This is a genomic window from Gracilibacillus oryzae (genome assembly GCF_009498735.1).
GTDB classification, from domain to species: Bacteria; Bacillota; Bacilli; order Bacillales; family Amphibacillaceae; genus Gracilibacillus; species Gracilibacillus oryzae.
Genome location: NZ_ML762425.1, coordinates 108,780 through 126,804, shown reverse-complemented (window position 1 = coordinate 126,804; position 18,025 = coordinate 108,780). Strand labels below are relative to the sequence as shown.

The following is an 18,025-nucleotide window of genomic DNA, read 5'->3' as shown; positions in this document are numbered from 1 at the left end:
TGATGTTGATGTTGATCTATGTTACTTATCTTCCTCTGGCGCTTCAAACATCTGTCCATTTCCAAAACCTGACTCTTTCCCTGGTAAAACTAAGTTTAATACAAGACCGATTATAGCTGCCAAAGCCATACCGGAAATATTTAATATTTGATCATCCGGTATAGGTATCTCCACATACGCTCCACCTATTCCGATGACTAAAATAACGGATGAAATGATAAGATTTCGTTTGTTTCCTAAATCAATTTGATTATCGATTAACATTCGCAGCCCGCTTGATGCAATGATACCAAAAAGTAAAATTGAAATACCGCCCATTACTGCTGTCGGGATGGATGCAATGATTTCCGTTATGATACCGATAAATCCGAAAAAGATTGCTAAAACTGCTGCTCCGCCTATGACAAACACACTAAACACTCGAGTAATCGCAAGAACGCCAATATTCTCTCCATAAGTTGTATTTGGCGGCCCTCCCAGAAGGGAAGCAATCATTGTTGCGACACCGTCACCCATGATTGATCTGTGTAATCCGGGTTTTTCCAAAAAGTTTCTTCCAGCAACTTTTGATAATACCATTTGATCTCCAATGTGCTCTGCAACTGTTACAATCGCAACAGGAACCATAATAAGCACAATACTTAAGTTAAATATCTCTGCAGGATTGTAATGAACAAATGGGATGACAAACTCTGGCATCACAAAGATTGCACTCATCGCCTCGGAAAATGATTGACTATCTGCAATCTTCTGCCATGCTGCTGATACTCCACTTGTCTGAAGAACATGTACACCTGTTATTGCACTAATAATCATACTGTATAGATAACCACCAATGATTCCGATTAAAATGGGAATGAGTCCGAAAAATCCGCGAAACATTAATGTTCCAACTACTGTAATCAGTAAGGTTACAATTGCTGCACTAAAGTGAGTACCACTATACTCCCCGTCTACATTCATTGCCATATCTATTGCTGTTGGTGCTAAACCTAATCCGATAACAATGATTACTGGTCCTACAACAATCGGAGGCAGAATTTTCATTAACCACTGTGTTCCAAAAGCTTTAATTAAAACCGATAATATACCGTAAACGATCCCCGCTAAAAAGCTCCCAATCATTACACCGCCAGTTCCGCTTATTGCCATTGCACTTGTTATTGGTGTAATAAAAGCAAAACTTGATCCTAAATAGGCAGGAATACGTCCTTTTGTTATTAATATATAGGCAAGCGTCCCAAGCCCACTGGATATTAACGCAACAGCTTGTGACAAATCTGTCAGAAATGGTACTAAAATTGTTGAGCCGAACATTGCAAATAAATGCTGAATGCTAAAAACTAACCATTTTGAAGCTTTTGGTACATCTCTTACATCTAATACCATATTTTTATTTGTCATACTTTCCAGTCCCCTTTTTATTTCTGTTAGAAAAACTCGCATTCTCTCATCTTTTAGCGAATTTCCTACTGTATAAAAAAAACCTCTTTGCAAAATCGCAAAGAGGTACACGTGTCGCCAAAGCAGCACGTATCAATGCGACCTTGCAAGTCTCTCTGTACTCACTTAAAGGTCTTTATTCTTTTTCAAAAATGCTAACACTGTCTTTTTGATCAATTTCCTGAAGTTCAACAGTAATAATTTCATTTTGAGATGTAGGAATGTTCTTCCCGATAAAATCAGCGCGAATAGGTAATTCTCTATGACCGCGGTCCACTAATACAGCAAGCTGTATCTGTGAAGGTCTGCCATGATCCATGATTGCATCCATAGCTGCACGGACAGTTCTGCCAGTGTACAAAACATCATCTACAAGGACAACATTTTTACCAGATACTTGTTCCCGTAACTTCGCGTCGTTCAATTGTGGTTCCTGAGCTTCATCTACATGTGTTAAATCATCACGATATAATGTAATGTCTAATTCACCTGTAGGAACTTCGACACCTTCAATTTCTTTAATACGGTCCCTGAGTCTGTATGCAATTGGTACCCCTCTTGTTTTGATTCCAACCAACATCAATCCGTCTACGCCTTTATTACGTTCTAATATTTCATGGGCAATTCTGGTTAATGCTCGTTTCATCGCATTCGTATCAAGAACATTTGCTTTTTTATTCATCATAATTTCCCCTTTTAAAATGAAAAACCCTTTATTCTCCGAGAGGGAATAAAGGGTTCTGGATACACGTATACCGACCACATGTATCTTCATCCTTTTTCAGCCTCACGGGACTGTATTAAAAGGTTTTATGATATTACAATTATTATCCCAAAAAAAATCTTTATAGTCAATAGCTTTTTCGAATATTTTCTAGGACTTCCTCGAATTTTGTCGGTAAGCCTGCTTCAAAGCTCATCTCCTCATTTGTTATGGGATGATTGAATGTCAGACGATAGGCATGTAACGCTTGTCCATCAACATCGATCGATTTTCTTTGTCCATATTTTGGATCCCCTACGATCGGGAAACCAATATACTTCATATGTACCCGAATTTGATGTGTACGACCAGTATCTAATATACATTTAATTAACGTATATTTACTATGAAGCCGTTCTAACACTTCAAAATGAGTGATAGCTTGCTTTCCATTTTCCACAACATCCATTAATTGGCGGTTTTTCTCACTTCGGCCAATTGGGGCATCAATGGTTCCATATTCATGAGGAATATCCCCATGCACCAATGCTTTATATTCACGTTTGATATGTTTTTCTTTCATTTGTTCCGCAAGCTGTTCATGTGCTTTATCATTTTTGGCTACAACCAGTAAACCACTTGTATCTTTATCTATCCGGTGAACGATTCCCGGTCTTGCTACACCATTAATGCCAGATAAATCATCACAGTGATATAAAAGTGCATTTACAAGTGTATCATCCTGATGACCTGCCGACGGATGAACAACCATTCCACTTTCTTTATTAACAACTAATATATCTTGATCTTCATAAACGATATTAATGGGAATATTTTTAGCTTCCACTTCTAATGGCTCCACCTCTGGAATCTCCCATTCAATCAGATCATCTGGCTGGCATTTATAATTTTGCTTTACCCTTTGGCCATTCACGTTAATTAGCTGTTTATCAAACCATGTTTTAATTTGAGACCTTGAATATTCTTCCGTAACATCCACTAATAACTTATCTATTCTTATACCTTTTTCGTCTTGCTGTACGATATATTGCTCTACACTCATGCATGTTTACTCCTTTTCTTGTTACGTTCATCAACTATTGTTCCGATAAAAATCAGGATTACTCCAACTACAAGGGCTGAATCTGCAATGTTAAAGATCGGATAATCATATGAACCGATATAGATATCAAAGAAATCAACTACTTCCTTGCGAAATAACCTGTCAATGAAATTACCGATAGCTCCACCTAAAACTAATGCTAATGACAATCCTAACAATTTACTATCTTTTGCATGTTTCTGAATATAATAAATGACAAATCCGATGACAATGGCGGTTATTATATAAAAGAATGTCATTTCACCTGCAAGGATTCCCCAAGCAGCACCTGTATTTCTGTGAGAAGTTAAGTAAAACACATTCTCAATTACTGTAATTTGTTCACCCAATTCCATATTTCTAACAATCCATAATTTTGTCAACTGGTCCAAGCCGATGATCACAACTGCAACAACATAAACCCACCACATAACAAACACCAACCTCTATAATCATTAATATCTTTTCACACTAGTAAACATTATAGCATGTTTTTTCCTAAAAAGTCTTGAGACAAGAAAAATATAACGAGACTGGGAATTAATATTCAATCATAAGGTCATCACTCCTGTACTCTTGTATACATTGGTTATATATAAGAAATACTTTAATTTTTGAAAGAGCATGGTGAAACCTTTTTTATACGAAAAATCCGAACAACTTTTCAAGAAAAATTGTTCGGATAATCATCTGACTAAACTTATTTTGAATTATTCTCTTACAATTTCTTAAGAAGGTAAACCGAAAAATAACTTTCGCTTTTACCCTTCCACTACATCTGCATAGTGTTCTCTCACTACTGCTGCACATCGAGAACATAATGTTGGATACTCTTTATCTTCTCCAACTGTACTTGAAATAACCCAGCATCGTTCACATGTTTCGCCTTGATGTTTTGAGATGTCTAATGTAACAAATTCATATTGTTTATCAGAATCCAGGTTATCTGCTAACTCTACATGGGAGACAATTAATAACTGGTGCAAGTGATCAATATTTTTGAGTAATTGGGCAACTTGCTCGTTCTTTGGCTGAATTTTCACGGACGCTTCTAATGATTTTCCGATTACTTTTTCTGCACGGGCTTCTTCTAATCCTTTGAGTATATCATCGCGAACATCCATAAATGCATCCCACTTCTCTTCTAACTGAGCTGCATTGGCAATCTCCCGTGCTTCCGGCATATCTGATAATTGGACTCGCTCTTCTGTTACATCTGGAATATATGCCCATACTTCTTCCATTGTATGTGTCAAGATTGGAGTTAACAGCTTAACAAGCGATGTCACAATTTCATAATAAACGGTCTGAATACTGCGTCTTCTCGGATTGTCTTCTGCCTCAATGTAGACAACATCTTTGGCAAAATCCAAGTAGAACGAACTTAATTCAATACTGCAGAAGTTATGGATTGTCTGATAAACGGTTGAGAAATCATAATTATCATAAGCCTGAAGTACCTTTGCAATAACCTTTTGCAGTTTTAACAGCATATATTGATCAATTTCTTCCAGATCTGTATCTGCCACTTTATTTTCTAAACGGAAATCATCTAAATTCCCTAATAAGAAGCGGAAAGTGTTACGAATCTTCCGGTACCCTTCTGATGTTTGTTTAATAATGTCATCAGAGATCCTTACATCTGCTTGATAATCAACAGATGCTACCCACAGCCGAAGAATATCTGCACCATATTGTTTCATGATTTTTGAAGGCACCACAACATTACCAACTGATTTACTCATTTTACGTCCTTTTCCATCCAAAGCAAAACCATGAGAAATGACGGCCTCGTATGGTGCTTTACCTGTCACCGCAACAGCAGTAGAAATAGAAGAGTTAAACCAGCCGCGATATTGATCCGAACCTTCTAAATAGACATCAGCAGGTCTTTGTAATTCTTCACGTCCTTCGAGCACTCCCTGGTGGGAAGACCCTGAATCAAACCAGACATCCATAATATCTGTTTCTTTCGAGAATGTACCATTTGGACTGTATTCCGATGTGAATCCTTCCGGTAATAAATCTTTCGTTTCCCATTCAAACCAGATATTCGAACCATGTTCTTTAAATAAGTTTGCAACATGGGCAATTGTTTCATCTGTTATGATTGGTGTTTTATCCTCTCCATAGAATACAGGAATTGGAACACCCCATGTCCGTTGACGGGAAATACACCAGTCTTCACGATCACGTACCATATTATATAATCTTGTTTCCCCCCATGCCGGAACCCAGTTGACACGTTTAATTTCTGCTAGGATTTCTTCGCGGAAATCTTTAATTGAGGCAAACCACTGGTTGGTTGCACGGAATATTGTCGGTTTCTTTGTACGCCAGTCATGTGGATAAGAGTGTGTAATAAATTCCATCTTCAATAAAGCATTATTTTCTTCCAGCTTTTCTGTTACCAGCTTATTCGCTTCATCATAGAACAATCCCTCAAAGCCTGGCGCTTCGTTTGTAAAATATCCTCTTTCATCAACAGGACATAATACTTCCAAACCATACTTTTTACCAACAATAAAGTCATCTTCCCCATGGCCAGGTGCTGTATGAACAAGCCCTGTACCACTCTCTGTAGTTACATGCTCGCCTAGTACAATTAATGATTCACGATCATAAATTGGATGCTGTGCGACAATATTCTCGGCTTCCGCTCCTTTAAATGACTGGACAACTTCTGCTTCATCCCACTCTATTGTTGCTTTTACTTGTTCCAGCATATCATTAGCTACAATAAATTTATCTGCCCCTACTTTTACTACAGCATATTCTAATTCAGGGTGTAGCGAAATTGCTAAGTTTGCCGGAATTGTCCAAGGTGTTGTTGTCCAGATAATAAATTTCTCATCACCATTTAATAAACCTTTTCCATCTTTTACTTCAAAAGCGACAAAAATGGAAGCTGAACGTTTATCCTGATACTCAATTTCTGCTTCCGCTAAAGCAGACTCTGAAGACGGAGACCAGTATACTGGTTTTAAGCCTTTATAGATATAACCTTTTTTCGCCATTTCACCGAATACTTTGATTTGTTCTGCCTCATATGCTTTATCTAATGTGATATAAGGATTTTCCCAATCTCCACGTACACCCAATTGTTTAAATTGAGTTCTTTGATTATCAACCTGCTTTAAAGCATATTCGGCACATTTTTGGCGGAATTCAGCAACAGACATTTTTTTGCGATTGACTTTTTTCTTAGCAAGTGCTGATTCGATTGGCAAACCATGTGTATCCCAGCCTGGAACATATGGTGCATGAAAACCGGACATCGATTTATATTTCACAATAAAATCTTTGAGCACTTTATTCAGAGCATGCCCCATATGAATATCACCGTTCGCATATGGAGGTCCATCATGCAACACAAATAACGGTCTGTCTTTTGTTCTCTCTTGCACTTTTTCATATAATTTTTCTTCATCCCATTGTTCTTGCAATTTCGGTTCTTTATTTGGCAGATTTCCACGCATAGGAAATTCTGTTTTCGGCATTTTTAATGTTTGCTTAAAATCCATTAAAAATTTCCTCCTTTGTACTTTTGTTTTTTTCAGATAAATAAAAAAAGCCCTTCACATCCCAAAAAGGGACGAGAAGAACTCGCGGTACCACCCTTATAGATAAAAGCATTAATAGCCATATCCACTCGAACATCCGTATCGTGAATGATCCGGCTATTCTTACTTAGTTTCAGAACAGCTTCTCATGGGTGATCTTCAATTAATGGACTATGTCAGGCTTTCACCATTCCTGACTCGCTCTTATAGTTATCCACAAATTTACTGTCCCAATCAATGAATTCATCGTATAATTGAATAAAGTGAGACTCTCGCCTCGTTAGCGTAACTTATTATAACGCTTGGAGTTGTGATAAAATTATAAAAAATAATTTCGTTTTCGTCAAGACTAATAATTACTCGGTTCTGCTTCTCTTTCTTCCAGCTCATCTATTTCTGTTTGAAACAGTCCATCCCAATCATCGTTTTCAATAAGATCCAATTGGGCTTCTACTAACATTTTCAAACGAGTACGAAAGACCTTTGCCTGCTTTTTTAATTCTTCTACTTCTAAAGAAATTTTTCGTGATTTATGTAATGCTTCATTAATAATTCTATCTGCATTTTTCTCGGCTTCTTTAATAATCAATTTTGATTCTTTCTTGGCATTTTCTTTTACTTCTTCTGCCGTTTCTTGAGCAACCAGGATTGATTTGTTTAACGTTGTCTCAATATTAGAAAAATGACTTAACTTTTCATTTAACTGATTCACTTGATCTTTTAGTTCTTTTTTTTCACGGATCACTAACTCATAATCTTTAATGATTTGATCGAGAAATTCGTTTACATCATCTTCATCATAACCTCTGAACCCTTTAGCAAATTCTTTATTGTGAATATCAAGTGGTGTTAAAGGCACCTTGGCCACCTCCTAGTTCTTGTCGATCTAACTCTATAGTATCATAATTATTAGACAAAACAACGAAAATTCCTGCTTAAATATTATAATAATTTTTCGAAAGTGATTCGTACTTTGTCTTTTTTTGTTTTACCTTGTATTTCTTTCAGTCTTGACCTGCCTTTTCCCCTCACTGACAGCATGTCCCCTTCTTCTAACAAAAAGGCAGCTTGTTCAATTGTCTGGAAGTTAACTTTTACCAGCCCTTTTTTAATCAGATCTGCCGCTTGCTGTCTTGATGTCTGATACATTTCTTTGATCAGCACATCTAATCGCAAAGAAGAGCATGTTGCCGTATTTTCCACCCAACGGTTTGTGCTGTCTAATAATTGTGAAAAAGGGATGGAGTGAAACTGAACATTTGCTTTTTTTATTGATGTTACATTCGAGATTAAATATGTAGTAATATCTTTAGCAACTAATATTTGAATATACCCATCGTTTATTGTAATATCCCCTAATTTCTTACGCTCAATACCTGCAGACAGAAATGCCCCTAAAACATCCGGATGACTTATCGTAACAAACTTCTCAGGATATTTGGCTTGTAATAATTCTACCTCAAAGGATTTTGCCGTTATTTCTTCATAAAATGGTGTCAGAAGTGCACGTTTTCTTTCTGCATCTTCCCATGCTCCGAAAAACTGTAATTTTAAAGTCTCCTCATTTCCAATGAGAGATTGAAAAATCTTTTGTTCCCGAGGATGAAGAAAATCTGTTAATTTTGAGTGATAACGTTCAGTCACTTCATCCCTCCAAGATAATACCTGGTCGATATAAGGATATTCTTCTTCTCTAAAATGTTGATATAAATCCATTTGCTCACCTGTCTTACATTAAATTAGCATTCTGAATAGAGATTGTAGTCCCATCATTGCAAATCGTAATACAAAAATTGCTACGATAGGCGAAATATCAATCATCCCGCCAATTGGTGGAATAATTTTACGAAATGGTTCTAAATATGGTTCTACTATGGAGCCAAGCATTCTGCCAATTGAGGACTCTCTCGCTCCTGGAAACCATGACATTAAAATATAGATAATAATGGCATATGAATAGAATTCTAATGCCAAGCTTAAAATTTGAAACAATGTATACATTTTTTTACCACCTTTGGCCTGGATCGTAATCTTCCATTACTTCCGTTATATTCCCACTGATTTCCACATGGTCAGGTGTACAAAGAAAAGTTTGCGCACCTAACTTTCTAATATGCCCTGACATTGCATAAACAGTTCCGCTCATAAAGTCAATAATCTGCCGTGCTTGTTGTGCATCCACCCGTTGTAGGTTCATGACGACTGAACGCCGATTCACAACATGGTCAGCTATTTCCTGCACTTCATTATACGAACGAGGTTCACAAAGCACTACTTTGGAGCTTGATTGAACTGATTTTAAACTAACAACATTATTTTTCTCTTCAGGCTCTTTCGGCTCATTCTGTTCCTGAATTTCTTCATGAATAATTTCGTATTCATCTTCTAATCCAAATAAATTTTTAAACTTCCCTTTCATGCTCATTTTAACTCACCCCTATTCCTCGTATGGTCCTACAAGGTCTGATCCAATTCGGATATGTGTAGCACCCTCTTCAATTGCCAGCATGTAATCATTGCTCATTCCCATTGAAAGGTAATGACACGGAGCATGTTCCCAACCCTTAGCTTCTATTTCATCTCGAAGATTTCTTAATCTGCCAAAAATATCTCTTAGTTTTCCTTCATCTTCTATATATGGTGCCATTGTCATTAAACCAGCTACTCGGATATTTTCAAATTGGGCTAACTCTGTTACAAAAGTTGGGACATTATCTGGTGAAATACCATGTTTTGATTCTTCCCCACTCACATTTACTTGCAGGAAGCAATCAATAACTTTATTTGCTCGTTTATTAATTTCTTTTGCAAGGGACATTCGATCCAGAGAATGGATGAAATCAACTTCATCAATCATTTCTTTCACTTTTCTCGATTGCAGAGAGCCGATAAAATGCCAAACAGCATTGTTAATCTCAGCTTTTTTTGCTAATAATCCCTCTATCCGGTTTTCGCCTAGATGAGTGACACCAGCATGGACTGCTTCATTCGCTCTCTCTATTGTAACATATTTTGTTACGCCAATTAGAGTGATATCTTGTTCATTTCTGTTTGCATTTTCACATGCTTTTTGAATATTTGCTTGTATTGCTGCTAAGTTTTCTGCTACTTTCATTCCCAGAATTACTCCTTCCATTTACACTGATCCAATAAATCCAAGCATTCTCCCTGTTTTTTGCTGGTCTCTTCTATGTGAGAAAAAAAGTTCATCATGAAAAGTGCAATAATTCGTTAGATAGATATTAGCTGGTGTAATTCCTGCATCTACTAACTGCAGATAATTTAATTGTTTAAGATCCAGATAGTAATGTGCTTGTTCCCTGCGATATACTTGATTGTATCTTTGCGGGATTTGTTCAATAACTTCCTTACTCACCTGGTAACAGCCAGGACATATAGATGGGCCTATTGCTACCTCAAGTTGTTCTGCTGCAATTCCTGATTGTATAAAATGGTTAACAGTTTTTCCAGCAATATTATGGACAGTCCCTCTCCAGCCGGCATGGGAGATTGCGACAGAACCACTATCTGACAGAAAATATAAAGGAACACAGTCAGCAAAAAGTAACGCGAGCATTATGCCTTTGTCTTTTGTCCATAATCCGTCCGTATCACTGATAGAGTCAGATAGACTTCTGCTTCCTTTTCCGCTGTCTCGCATTGAGACATGCTTAATATTTGGGCCGTGTGTTTGTTCTGCAAAGACCCAATTCTTTAAAGGAAAATCAATCTTATTTGCTAACCTTTCCCTGTTTTGAATCACATCACTGGCATTATCACCAACATGCAAACCTAAATTGTTGCTGTCGTAATCACCTTTACTATCTCCGTCAAATTTCGTAGTAAAACCAGCAACAATCTGATGATTCTTCATCCATTGATCAAGGAACAGAATTTGCTTAGTGGTATCATAAGAAAATGGTTCCATTTGATAACACCTCTCCTGTTTTTCCTCATTTTATCACATTTCCGACAACGTTCACAATTTTTATTGAATTACGACAAAATATTCTCTATTGTGTTTGATTACTTTCAACAGGCTCACTAATATAGAAATTGGATTTTTTCACTAAGATAACATCCTGTCCGATACGCATGACATTTTCCCAAGGTATGATTACTTCCCTTTCTTCTCCAAAAACGCCAAGCACTTTAGATTTTGTTGCAACAATCAAATTGACAATTCTGCCATAATCCACATTGATTTCAATATCTGTTAAATGCCCAAGCTTTGTTCCATCCTCAATATAAATAATATCTTTCATTTGCATAGAAGACAAAGTTATCATCTTTAAGCACCACCTTTTTATTATCAATATATGATAATAAAAGTAAATTATGGTGCAGTATTTCAATTAAAATTTTTGCATGTTACTTTACAAAACGTACAGAATATTTAATGAGAGAGGAAGATTTCTCTCCATATTGATGAAAGAGGGTGTTACAAATGGGAAGAGATCAACATAGAGATAAAAGAAATAAAAGCAACTTGCCGCAAACACCAAAAAATCAGAAAAGTGATGGAATAGATGTGGAATTTGCCGAGGAATTTGCTGATTCAGAAGATAAAGAAGCCCAAATGAGAAGCAAACGCGCCGATCAGCGTCAAAGTAATAAAAAATAATAAATAGAGCAGTGATGAAAACATCACTGCTCTATTTATTCAAACATTTCTTTATTCATCTCTTTTATGGCTGCTTTTTCAAGTCTTGAAACCTGCGCTTGTGATATACCAATCTCTTCTGCTACTTCCATCTGGGTTTTCCCTTGAAAAAAGCGCTTGTTCAGGATCATTTTTTCACGATTATTTAATCTTCTCATGCCTTCTTTAATAGATAAATAATTAATCCAATCATTATCTTTTACACTGTCATCACTTACCTGATCCATTACATAAATCGGGTCTCCTCCATCATTAAATATTGGTTCAAATAATGAGACTGGGTCTTGAATGGCGTCAAGTGCAAAGATAACATCAGTTACAGGAACATCGAGCTCATTTGCGATTTCCATAGGAGAAGGATCTTTTGAAGTTTCGCTCATAAGCTTTTCTCTCGCATGTAAAGCTTTATAAGCGATATCTCGTAATGATCTTGAAACACGAATAGGATTATTATCACGTAAGTATCTTCTTATTTCACCAATAATCATTGGTACTGCATATGTTGAGAATTTAACATTTTGACCAAGATCAAAATTATCAATTGACTTTAACAAACCAATACAGCCGACTTGAAATAAATCGTCACCATATTCTCCGCGGTTGTTGAAACGTTGAATCACACTTAATACTAATCGCAAATTCCCATTAACTAATTTCTCACGTGCAGTTTGATCTCCTGCTTGCATTTCCTTAAATAACTTTCTCATTTCATCATTTTTCAAAACAGGTAAAGTTGAAGTATCTACCCCACAAATCTCTACTTTATGTCTTGTCATATTGTACCCTCCCGATTGGAGATCCTTCTCAAATGTAAGTATCACCAATCGGAAAGTTTTTATGCATCTTCCATTAATTAGTAACTAGACCATTTTGTTAAATTCCTTTTGTAATCTTTTAATGATTTTCTTTTCTAACCTTGATATATAGGATTGCGAAATCCCCAGCATATCAGCAACGTCTTTTTGTGTTTTTTCTTCATTATTAATCAGGCCAAATCTAAGCTCCATGATTTGTTTTTCTCTGCCATTTAACTGTTCTAATGCATCTCTCAGTAAGCTTTTATCAACATCTTGCTCCAAATCTTTGAAAGTCACATCCTCATCTGTGCCTAAAACATCGGAAAGAAGCAATTCATTGCCATCCCAATCCACGTTTAAAGGTTCATCAAATGAAACCTCTGTTTTTAATTTGTTATTTTTACGTAAATACATTAAAATTTCATTCTCAATACATCGTGAAGCATATGTAGCTAATTTAATCTTTTTCTCTGGATTAAAAGTATTGATTGCTTTAATTAACCCTATTGTACCAATGCTGATTAAATCCTCAATATTAATCCCTGTATTCTCAAATTTTCTTGCAATATATACCACTAATCTTAAATTACGTTCGATTAGCATCGCTCTTGCTGCTTTATCACCAACAGGTAATTTATTAATCAATTCAAACTCTTCATCTTTCGAAAGGGGCGGTGGCAAAGCTTCACTTCCACCAATATAAAATATCTCATCTTCATGAAAGCCCATTTTTTTCAAAAGTTTATAAACAATCGTCTTATATTTCATTTTTATATCTAACATATAATCACTCCCTTGTATATTCAGCCCACTTCCTGAAAAAGTTTTGGATGAAGTAAGCAATGATAGCTATTGTCACCAACTAACTTTCCAAATCGAATACCGACAAGCACCTGTTGGACCTCCACGTTTTTCTTTTTATCGAAATGGATCATTACACTATCTGGTGAAAAGGCAATCAGCCATTCCATATTCCCGCCAACCCCGTGATATGGTACGAAACGATAAAATGAGTGTGAGTTTGTTGGAATTTCCCCATTAGAAATTTGGTTATACAATTGCTTTAATTCTTGTAATTCCTTTTGACTGAACCATTTATCTAAAAAAGTTTCATCACAAATAATAACAGGCTTCTTTGAAATGGGATCAACAAGCTGATTACCGCTATCAACATACCCTGACACTTGTACATTTCTGTGACGCCACAAAATGGTTACCATATACATAAAATCTTTTTTCAGCTGGGTGTATTTATGCTTGTCCATTCTCTGCTTTGTAAATAAATAAACAACAGGAAAGCCAATCAGCACAAACAAACCATGAATTTGTGTCGGTTCCAAATGACTGGAGAAGCTTGTCAGTTCACTTGTATTCGTCAGAAAATGGATTGCTATTAAACCACCGCCAATAGCAAAAGTCATAAAGTAAAATGTAAATAAGTTTTTAATAAACAGAGCTAAATTGGTAAAGCCAAAAGCTATAATGATGATAAAACAAGAGTGAAGAACTTTTACATACCATGCCTCTAAATAAAGCTCTGGAATTAGTAAAGATATCGGGACAATGATGGATCCTGCAAATCCGGCAAAGCATAAACGGTACCATTTTGCTCTGCTGTACAAAATGGATTGGGTTAATAACAGGATCATCCAGTCAATCGCCCAATTCAATAACCATATTAATTCAATATAAACAGTCACCAATAATCGCTCCATTAGAATACTTATATGTTGTTGTGTTTTTAGTATAGTAGAAGAGCACAAAGAAGTCTGTCACAATTAAGAAGTAGATGCCATCTAATTTTCAGATCTTTTCACAATTATTGTTGAATTATGGGAATGTCTGGACTGTGGTGGACAGCGGGATCAGTTATAACGGAATACAAAAGTTTTGATAAGAGATCCGGCAGAGGAAGAAGGAGGATAGATATGATGTTAGTTTGTTTATAAAATGTAAAAAAGCTGTTCATATCAGGAAATCCTGACATTGAACAGCTTTTTGATCATATTATCTTCTTCTGTTACGGTTTCTTAAAAATGCTGGGATGTCTAAAGTATCTTCTTGATGCTTCGTTCTTGAAGATGCTGTTGTTGCAGTAGGTTCTGGTGCTTTCTCTTCTTTATCTCTGTCACGAGAGACTGGTTTTTGCTGCAACACAGGTTTTGCTTTTCCTTGTACACTCTTTAATTGCGTCTCATCAAAGCCTGTCGCAATCACAGTAACTACAATCTCATCTTTTAGATCTTCATTAATGACAGAACCAAAAATAACGTTCACTTCCTGGTCTGCTGCGGATGTTACAATATCTGCTGCTTCCTGAACCTCATATAGACTCAGATTTGTACCACCTGTGATATTCATTAACACACCATGGGCACCATCAATTGACGTTTCCAGTAATGGCGAAGAAATTGCTTTCTTAGCAGCTTCAGCGGCCCTGTTTTCTCCAGTTGCAACACCGATACCCATTAAGGCAGAACCTTTATCAGCCATAATTGTCTTCACATCAGCAAAGTCGACATTAATTAAACCAGGAGTTGCGATTAAATCAGAAATACCCTGTACACCTTGTCTTAATACATTATCAGCTTCACGGAAAGCTTCTAACATTGGAGTATTTTTATCAATAATCTCTAGTAATCTATCATTAGGAATCACAATTAACGTATCTACATTGCTTTTTAAGCCATCTATCCCTGCAACCGCATGTGTAGCTCTTTTTCTACCTTCAAAAGTAAACGGTCTTGTTACAACACCAACTGTCAGTGCACCTAATTCTTTGGCTACTGCAGCAATAACAGGTGCAGCACCAGTTCCGGTTCCACCGCCCATTCCAGCTGTAACAAATACCATATCAGCACCTTTTAATATTTCTTCAATTTGTTCTTTGCTTTCCTCAGCAGCTTTACGGCCTACTTCTGGATTGGCACCAGCACCAAGTCCTCTGGTAAGTTTTGTACCTATTTGCATTTTAACTTCAGCTTTAGAAAGGTTAAGGGCCTGTGCATCTGTATTTACAGCAATGAAATCTACACCTTGAACACCATGTTCAATCATTCGATTTACTGCATTACTTCCGCCACCACCAACACCAATTACCTTAATCGATGCTAATTGATCTTCCATATTTGTATCAAAATCTAACATTCTCTTTCCTCCTCATTGCCAGTTTTAGAGTCTGTCTGTTTCCACATTTTTGTTTGTTGCTGTAAATATTTTAGTCGAAGAAATATTTAAACAAGTTAGCTAATTTAGGTTCCTTCTTCTCTTTTACTTTTTGTTCTTTCACTGGTTTTGTTTTTTCAGGCTTACTCTGCTCAACTGCTACTACTTCCTTCTCCCTGTTAACAGAGATAGAGCCTGAAAACTCTTTCCCTTGTATTTTCGCATTCTTGTACGCAAATTTCAAGATACCAATTCCTGCAGTATACTGAGGTTCTCTCACACCAATATAATCAGGAATCGCGATTCTTACATTTGTCTGGTATACCATTTGCGCAAGGTCTGCTGAACCTGGCATACTCATTGTTCCACCAGTTAACACAATTCCTCCTGGAAGATCATTATATCCCATTTTTTGAATTTCACGGGCACTCATTATTAATATTTCTTCAAATCTAGCTTCAATAATATCAGCTAATTCTACTTGATTAAAGAATTCTTTTTGATTGCTTCCAATAATGTTAACAGCAAATGTTTCTTCTTCATTCGCATCATTATAAAAAGCATAGCCGTGATCCAGTTTAATATTTTCCGCTTCTTCGGTTGTTGTTCTTAAACCGATGGACAAGTCTTTCGTAATATTATATCCACCGATCGGCAGAACGCTTGTCCCAGCTAAAGAGCCTTGCTCAAAAACAGATACAGTTGTACTGCCGCCACCAATATCTAATATAGCAACACCTAAGTTCTTCTCATCATTTGATAGTGCCACTTCACCTGTAGCTAATGGATGCAGACAAAGGTCCATTACTGTTAGTCCTGCTTTTTCAACACACTTCAGGATGTTATGTAACATTGTTTTGGAACACGTAATAATAGTACCCTGCATTTCCAATCGAACACCTATCATTCCACGTGGATCTCTGATCTCATCCAGACCATCGACAATAAACTGCTTTGGTATGACATCAACTATTTCTCTTTCTGGAGGGATGGACATCACCTGAGCTGCTTCCATTACTCGATGTATATCTTCTTCTTTAATTTCTTTATCCTCACTCGAAACTGCTACCACTCCATGACAAGGCTGCAATTGTACATGATTCCCATTAATTCCAACTACAACTCGATCAATATGTACATCTACCATTCTTTCAGCTTGTTCTACTGCTGTTCTTATCGAATGGACGGTTTCATCAATATCTACGATAGCACCTTTTTTCATTCCTAATGATTTAGAGGACCCGACTCCTATTATATTAAGAGAGTCCCCGATTACTTCCCCAATAATGACTTTGATTTTTGATGTACCTATATCAAGGCTGACTAAAAATTCACTGTTGTTCATGAGGCACCTCCTATTTCTATACATTTAGTAATGATTGATTGCATATAATAAAATATGTTAAGAACTATTATAATAAATGTCGCGCTATTTTCATAATTATTTATAGAAAAGATAAAAATCTCTTCAGAAGGCTATGCTTATTCCCATAAAAACTCTATGCTTATTTATTCCTTTTTCTTAATCGGAACTTCTCTAACATAATCCTTCTTATAATTGCTAAATTATGAAACAGACGAACACCAAAGGCAAAAATAGCAGCAAGGTATAAATCAATACCTAGTTGAACACCAATAAATGCTAAAAGTGCTGCTAGTGATACATTAAAAAAGAATCCAGATATAAACACACTTTGATCGAATTTCCCTTCTAACTGGGATCTTATCCCGCCAAATAAAGTATCCAGTGCAGCTAAAACTGCAATAGATAAATAATTGGCATAGATTTCCGGTATAGTGAAATTTGTTAATAAGCCTAAGATTAAACCTAAAATCAAAAACAAAGCAGGCAATAACATTATATATCACCTTCTTCTAGTGACTCAGTTATTTCAAGACCTTCCAGATTTATCGTCTGGTCATATTTTGGCAGGACTAACGCTGAAACTTGCTTTGTTTTCAGTTCAATATTTTCTAAGGCAAAATAGTCAATGGATTCACTTACCTCGATATGGTTTATCAAACGTGTCGGGTCATCAGTTATGACATGGACTTTAACCGGAAGATCTCCTATAGGACTATTATTTACATAAACTCTGCCATTGACATTTCTGATTGGTGTAATATTAATAAGCCTTTCCTGTCCTACTGCAATTTCAGTTGCCCCATAATCATTCAGCTGGTTAATCAAAAACTGCAGCAAATCGGCAGTTAATTCCGGATATATCTGATATTCATCATACTCTTGAAAAATTGGCTGCAATGTAATAACTACCCCTTCACCTTCTATAACAGTCAGGCCCGCCTGTTCTTTCAAATTCTCAATCGATTCTTTTAAGGATTCCAGCTGCTGTCTCTCAGGCTGATTTTCGTATTCTTGCAATAAAACCTCACTTGCAGCAATTTCATTATAAATATTCTGCTGAATTTCCTGCTCTTTTTGTAAGGCAGTTCGTATCTCCCATAAATCTCTCGTATCTCTTAATTCTGTTGATTGTTTCGTTTCAAATAATATAGCAATCATAAAACCAACAATGAGGCAAATGATACTAATCCATATTTTACCTTTATTCGATATTATCATTATGA

At 36.3% G+C, this 18,025-nt stretch carries 20 protein-coding genes and 1 other annotated feature; of the genes, 1 reads left to right on the top strand and 19 read right to left on the bottom strand.

Annotated features, from left to right (window positions below; translation table 11 throughout):
* Positions 1 to 21: 21 nt before the first annotated feature.
* The 12 genes from F9U64_RS03355 to F9U64_RS03300 form a co-directional block, all read right to left on the bottom strand.
* A complete protein-coding gene (locus F9U64_RS03355; protein ID WP_153401605.1) occupies positions 22 to 1,404 on the bottom strand; it encodes a solute carrier family 23 protein in 1,383 nt (460 codons plus the stop codon).
* A 175-nt stretch (positions 1,405 to 1,579) separates the two neighbouring features.
* Positions 1,580 to 2,125 carry a bifunctional pyr operon transcriptional regulator/uracil phosphoribosyltransferase PyrR gene (gene pyrR / locus F9U64_RS03350; protein WP_153401604.1) on the bottom strand — a complete coding sequence of 182 codons (546 nt, stop codon included), beginning with the start codon at positions 2,123 to 2,125 and terminating at the stop codon, positions 1,580 to 1,582.
* A 169-nt stretch (positions 2,126 to 2,294) separates the two neighbouring features.
* The gene (locus tag F9U64_RS03345; RefSeq protein WP_153401603.1) at positions 2,295 to 3,209 is read right to left on the bottom strand and encodes an RluA family pseudouridine synthase; all 915 of its coding nucleotides are present in this window, start codon (positions 3,207 to 3,209) and stop codon (positions 2,295 to 2,297) included.
* Positions 3,206 to 3,679, bottom strand: coding sequence for a signal peptidase II (lspA, locus tag F9U64_RS03340; RefSeq protein ID WP_153401602.1), 474 nt, complete (start codon positions 3,677 to 3,679; stop codon positions 3,206 to 3,208). The genes F9U64_RS03345 and lspA overlap by 4 nt, the downstream gene beginning before the upstream one ends.
* 330 nt (positions 3,680 to 4,009) lie before the next feature.
* Positions 4,010 to 6,772, bottom strand: a complete 2,763-nt coding sequence (ileS, locus tag F9U64_RS03335) for an isoleucine--tRNA ligase (RefSeq protein ID WP_153401601.1) — start codon at positions 6,770 to 6,772, stop codon at positions 4,010 to 4,012.
* Between the two features lie 64 nt (positions 6,773 to 6,836).
* Positions 6,837 to 7,058, bottom strand: a binding site (T-box leader).
* Between the two features lie 102 nt (positions 7,059 to 7,160).
* Positions 7,161 to 7,670: a DivIVA domain-containing protein gene (locus F9U64_RS03330; protein ID WP_153401600.1), complete on the bottom strand. Its 510-nt coding sequence runs from the start codon at positions 7,668 to 7,670 to the stop codon at positions 7,161 to 7,163.
* Positions 7,671 to 7,753: 83 nt separating this feature from the next.
* Positions 7,754 to 8,527, bottom strand: coding sequence for a YlmH family RNA-binding protein (locus F9U64_RS03325; RefSeq protein WP_153401599.1), 774 nt, complete (start codon positions 8,525 to 8,527; stop codon positions 7,754 to 7,756).
* An 18-nt stretch (positions 8,528 to 8,545) separates the two neighbouring features.
* Complete coding sequence (locus F9U64_RS03320; protein WP_153401598.1) at positions 8,546 to 8,812, bottom strand: YggT family protein; 267 nt, start codon at positions 8,810 to 8,812, stop codon at positions 8,546 to 8,548.
* A gap of 4 nt (positions 8,813 to 8,816) precedes the next feature.
* Positions 8,817 to 9,236: a cell division protein SepF gene (locus tag F9U64_RS03315; protein ID WP_153401597.1), complete on the bottom strand. Its 420-nt coding sequence runs from the start codon at positions 9,234 to 9,236 to the stop codon at positions 8,817 to 8,819.
* Positions 9,237 to 9,248: 12 nt separating this feature from the next.
* Positions 9,249 to 9,926 (bottom strand): YggS family pyridoxal phosphate-dependent enzyme, encoded by a 678-nt coding sequence (locus F9U64_RS03310; RefSeq protein ID WP_153401596.1) that lies wholly within the window; start codon positions 9,924 to 9,926, stop codon positions 9,249 to 9,251.
* Positions 9,927 to 9,947: 21 nt separating this feature from the next.
* Entirely contained in the window at positions 9,948 to 10,739 is a 792-nt protein-coding gene (gene pgeF / locus F9U64_RS03305; protein ID WP_153401595.1) for a peptidoglycan editing factor PgeF, read from the bottom strand.
* 85 nt (positions 10,740 to 10,824) lie between these two features.
* Entirely contained in the window at positions 10,825 to 11,100 is a 276-nt protein-coding gene (locus F9U64_RS03300; protein WP_153401594.1) for a YlmC/YmxH family sporulation protein, read from the bottom strand.
* A gap of 158 nt (positions 11,101 to 11,258) precedes the next feature.
* Here F9U64_RS03300 and F9U64_RS03295 point away from each other — a divergent pair, with 158 nt between their 5' ends.
* Complete coding sequence (locus F9U64_RS03295; RefSeq protein ID WP_153401593.1) at positions 11,259 to 11,435, top strand: YfhD family protein; 177 nt, start codon at positions 11,259 to 11,261, stop codon at positions 11,433 to 11,435.
* 35 nt (positions 11,436 to 11,470) lie between these two features.
* On the opposite strand, the gene sigG is transcribed toward F9U64_RS03295, so the two are convergent.
* The 7 genes from sigG to F9U64_RS03260 all read right to left on the bottom strand — a co-directional run bounded on the left by sigG (position 11,471) and on the right by F9U64_RS03260 (position 18,020).
* Positions 11,471 to 12,313 (bottom strand): RNA polymerase sporulation sigma factor SigG, encoded by an 843-nt coding sequence (sigG, locus tag F9U64_RS03290; protein WP_407647287.1) that lies wholly within the window; start codon positions 12,311 to 12,313, stop codon positions 11,471 to 11,473.
* A 21-nt stretch (positions 12,314 to 12,334) separates the two neighbouring features.
* Positions 12,335 to 13,054: an RNA polymerase sporulation sigma factor SigE gene (sigE, locus tag F9U64_RS03285; RefSeq protein ID WP_153401591.1), complete on the bottom strand. Its 720-nt coding sequence runs from the start codon at positions 13,052 to 13,054 to the stop codon at positions 12,335 to 12,337.
* 20 nt (positions 13,055 to 13,074) lie between these two features.
* The gene (gene spoIIGA / locus F9U64_RS03280) at positions 13,075 to 13,971 is read right to left on the bottom strand and encodes a sigma-E processing peptidase SpoIIGA (RefSeq protein ID WP_153401590.1); all 897 of its coding nucleotides are present in this window, start codon (positions 13,969 to 13,971) and stop codon (positions 13,075 to 13,077) included.
* A 307-nt stretch (positions 13,972 to 14,278) separates the two neighbouring features.
* A complete protein-coding gene (gene ftsZ, locus F9U64_RS03275) occupies positions 14,279 to 15,418 on the bottom strand; it encodes a cell division protein FtsZ (protein WP_153401589.1) in 1,140 nt (379 codons plus the stop codon).
* 70 nt (positions 15,419 to 15,488) lie between these two features.
* Positions 15,489 to 16,781, bottom strand: a complete 1,293-nt coding sequence (gene ftsA / locus F9U64_RS03270) for a cell division protein FtsA (protein WP_153401588.1) — start codon at positions 16,779 to 16,781, stop codon at positions 15,489 to 15,491.
* Positions 16,782 to 16,941: 160 nt separating this feature from the next.
* On the bottom strand, positions 16,942 to 17,295 hold the full coding sequence (locus F9U64_RS03265) for a small basic family protein (protein ID WP_153401587.1): 354 nt from the start codon (positions 17,293 to 17,295) through the stop codon (positions 16,942 to 16,944).
* Positions 17,295 to 18,020, bottom strand: coding sequence for a DUF881 domain-containing protein (locus tag F9U64_RS03260; protein ID WP_153401586.1), 726 nt, complete (start codon positions 18,018 to 18,020; stop codon positions 17,295 to 17,297). Before F9U64_RS03260 ends, F9U64_RS03265 begins: the two co-directional genes overlap by 1 nt.
* Between the last annotated feature and the right edge of the window lie 5 nt (positions 18,021 to 18,025).

Coding starts and splice junctions, on each gene's coding strand:
- F9U64_RS03355 (WP_153401605.1), bottom strand. CDS start 1,404: ATGACAAATAAAAATATGGTATTAGATGTAAGAGATGTACCAAAAGCT.
- pyrR (WP_153401604.1), bottom strand. CDS start 2,125: ATGAATAAAAAAGCAAATGTTCTTGATACGAATGCGATGAAACGAGCA.
- F9U64_RS03345 (WP_153401603.1), bottom strand. CDS start 3,209: ATGAGTGTAGAGCAATATATCGTACAGCAAGACGAAAAAGGTATAAGA.
- lspA (WP_153401602.1), bottom strand. CDS start 3,679: ATGTGGTGGGTTTATGTTGTTGCAGTTGTGATCATCGGCTTGGACCAG.
- ileS (WP_153401601.1), bottom strand. CDS start 6,772: ATGGATTTTAAGCAAACATTAAAAATGCCGAAAACAGAATTTCCTATG.
- F9U64_RS03325 (WP_153401599.1), bottom strand. CDS start 8,527: ATGGATTTATATCAACATTTTAGAGAAGAAGAATATCCTTATATCGAC.
- F9U64_RS03320 (WP_153401598.1), bottom strand. CDS start 8,812: ATGTATACATTGTTTCAAATTTTAAGCTTGGCATTAGAATTCTATTCA.
- F9U64_RS03315 (WP_153401597.1), bottom strand. CDS start 9,236: ATGAGCATGAAAGGGAAGTTTAAAAATTTATTTGGATTAGAAGATGAA.
- F9U64_RS03310 (WP_153401596.1), bottom strand. CDS start 9,926: ATGAAAGTAGCAGAAAACTTAGCAGCAATACAAGCAAATATTCAAAAA.
- pgeF (WP_153401595.1), bottom strand. CDS start 10,739: ATGGAACCATTTTCTTATGATACCACTAAGCAAATTCTGTTCCTTGAT.
- F9U64_RS03300 (WP_153401594.1), bottom strand. CDS start 11,100: ATGATAACTTTGTCTTCTATGCAAATGAAAGATATTATTTATATTGAG.
- F9U64_RS03295 (WP_153401593.1), top strand. CDS start 11,259: ATGGGAAGAGATCAACATAGAGATAAAAGAAATAAAAGCAACTTGCCG.
- sigE (WP_153401591.1), bottom strand. CDS start 13,054: ATGTTAGATATAAAAATGAAATATAAGACGATTGTTTATAAACTTTTG.
- ftsZ (WP_153401589.1), bottom strand. CDS start 15,418: ATGTTAGATTTTGATACAAATATGGAAGATCAATTAGCATCGATTAAG.
- ftsA (WP_153401588.1), bottom strand. CDS start 16,781: ATGAACAACAGTGAATTTTTAGTCAGCCTTGATATAGGTACATCAAAA.
- F9U64_RS03265 (WP_153401587.1), bottom strand. CDS start 17,295: ATGTTATTGCCTGCTTTGTTTTTGATTTTAGGTTTAATCTTAGGCTTA.
- F9U64_RS03260 (WP_153401586.1), bottom strand. CDS start 18,020: ATGATAATATCGAATAAAGGTAAAATATGGATTAGTATCATTTGCCTC.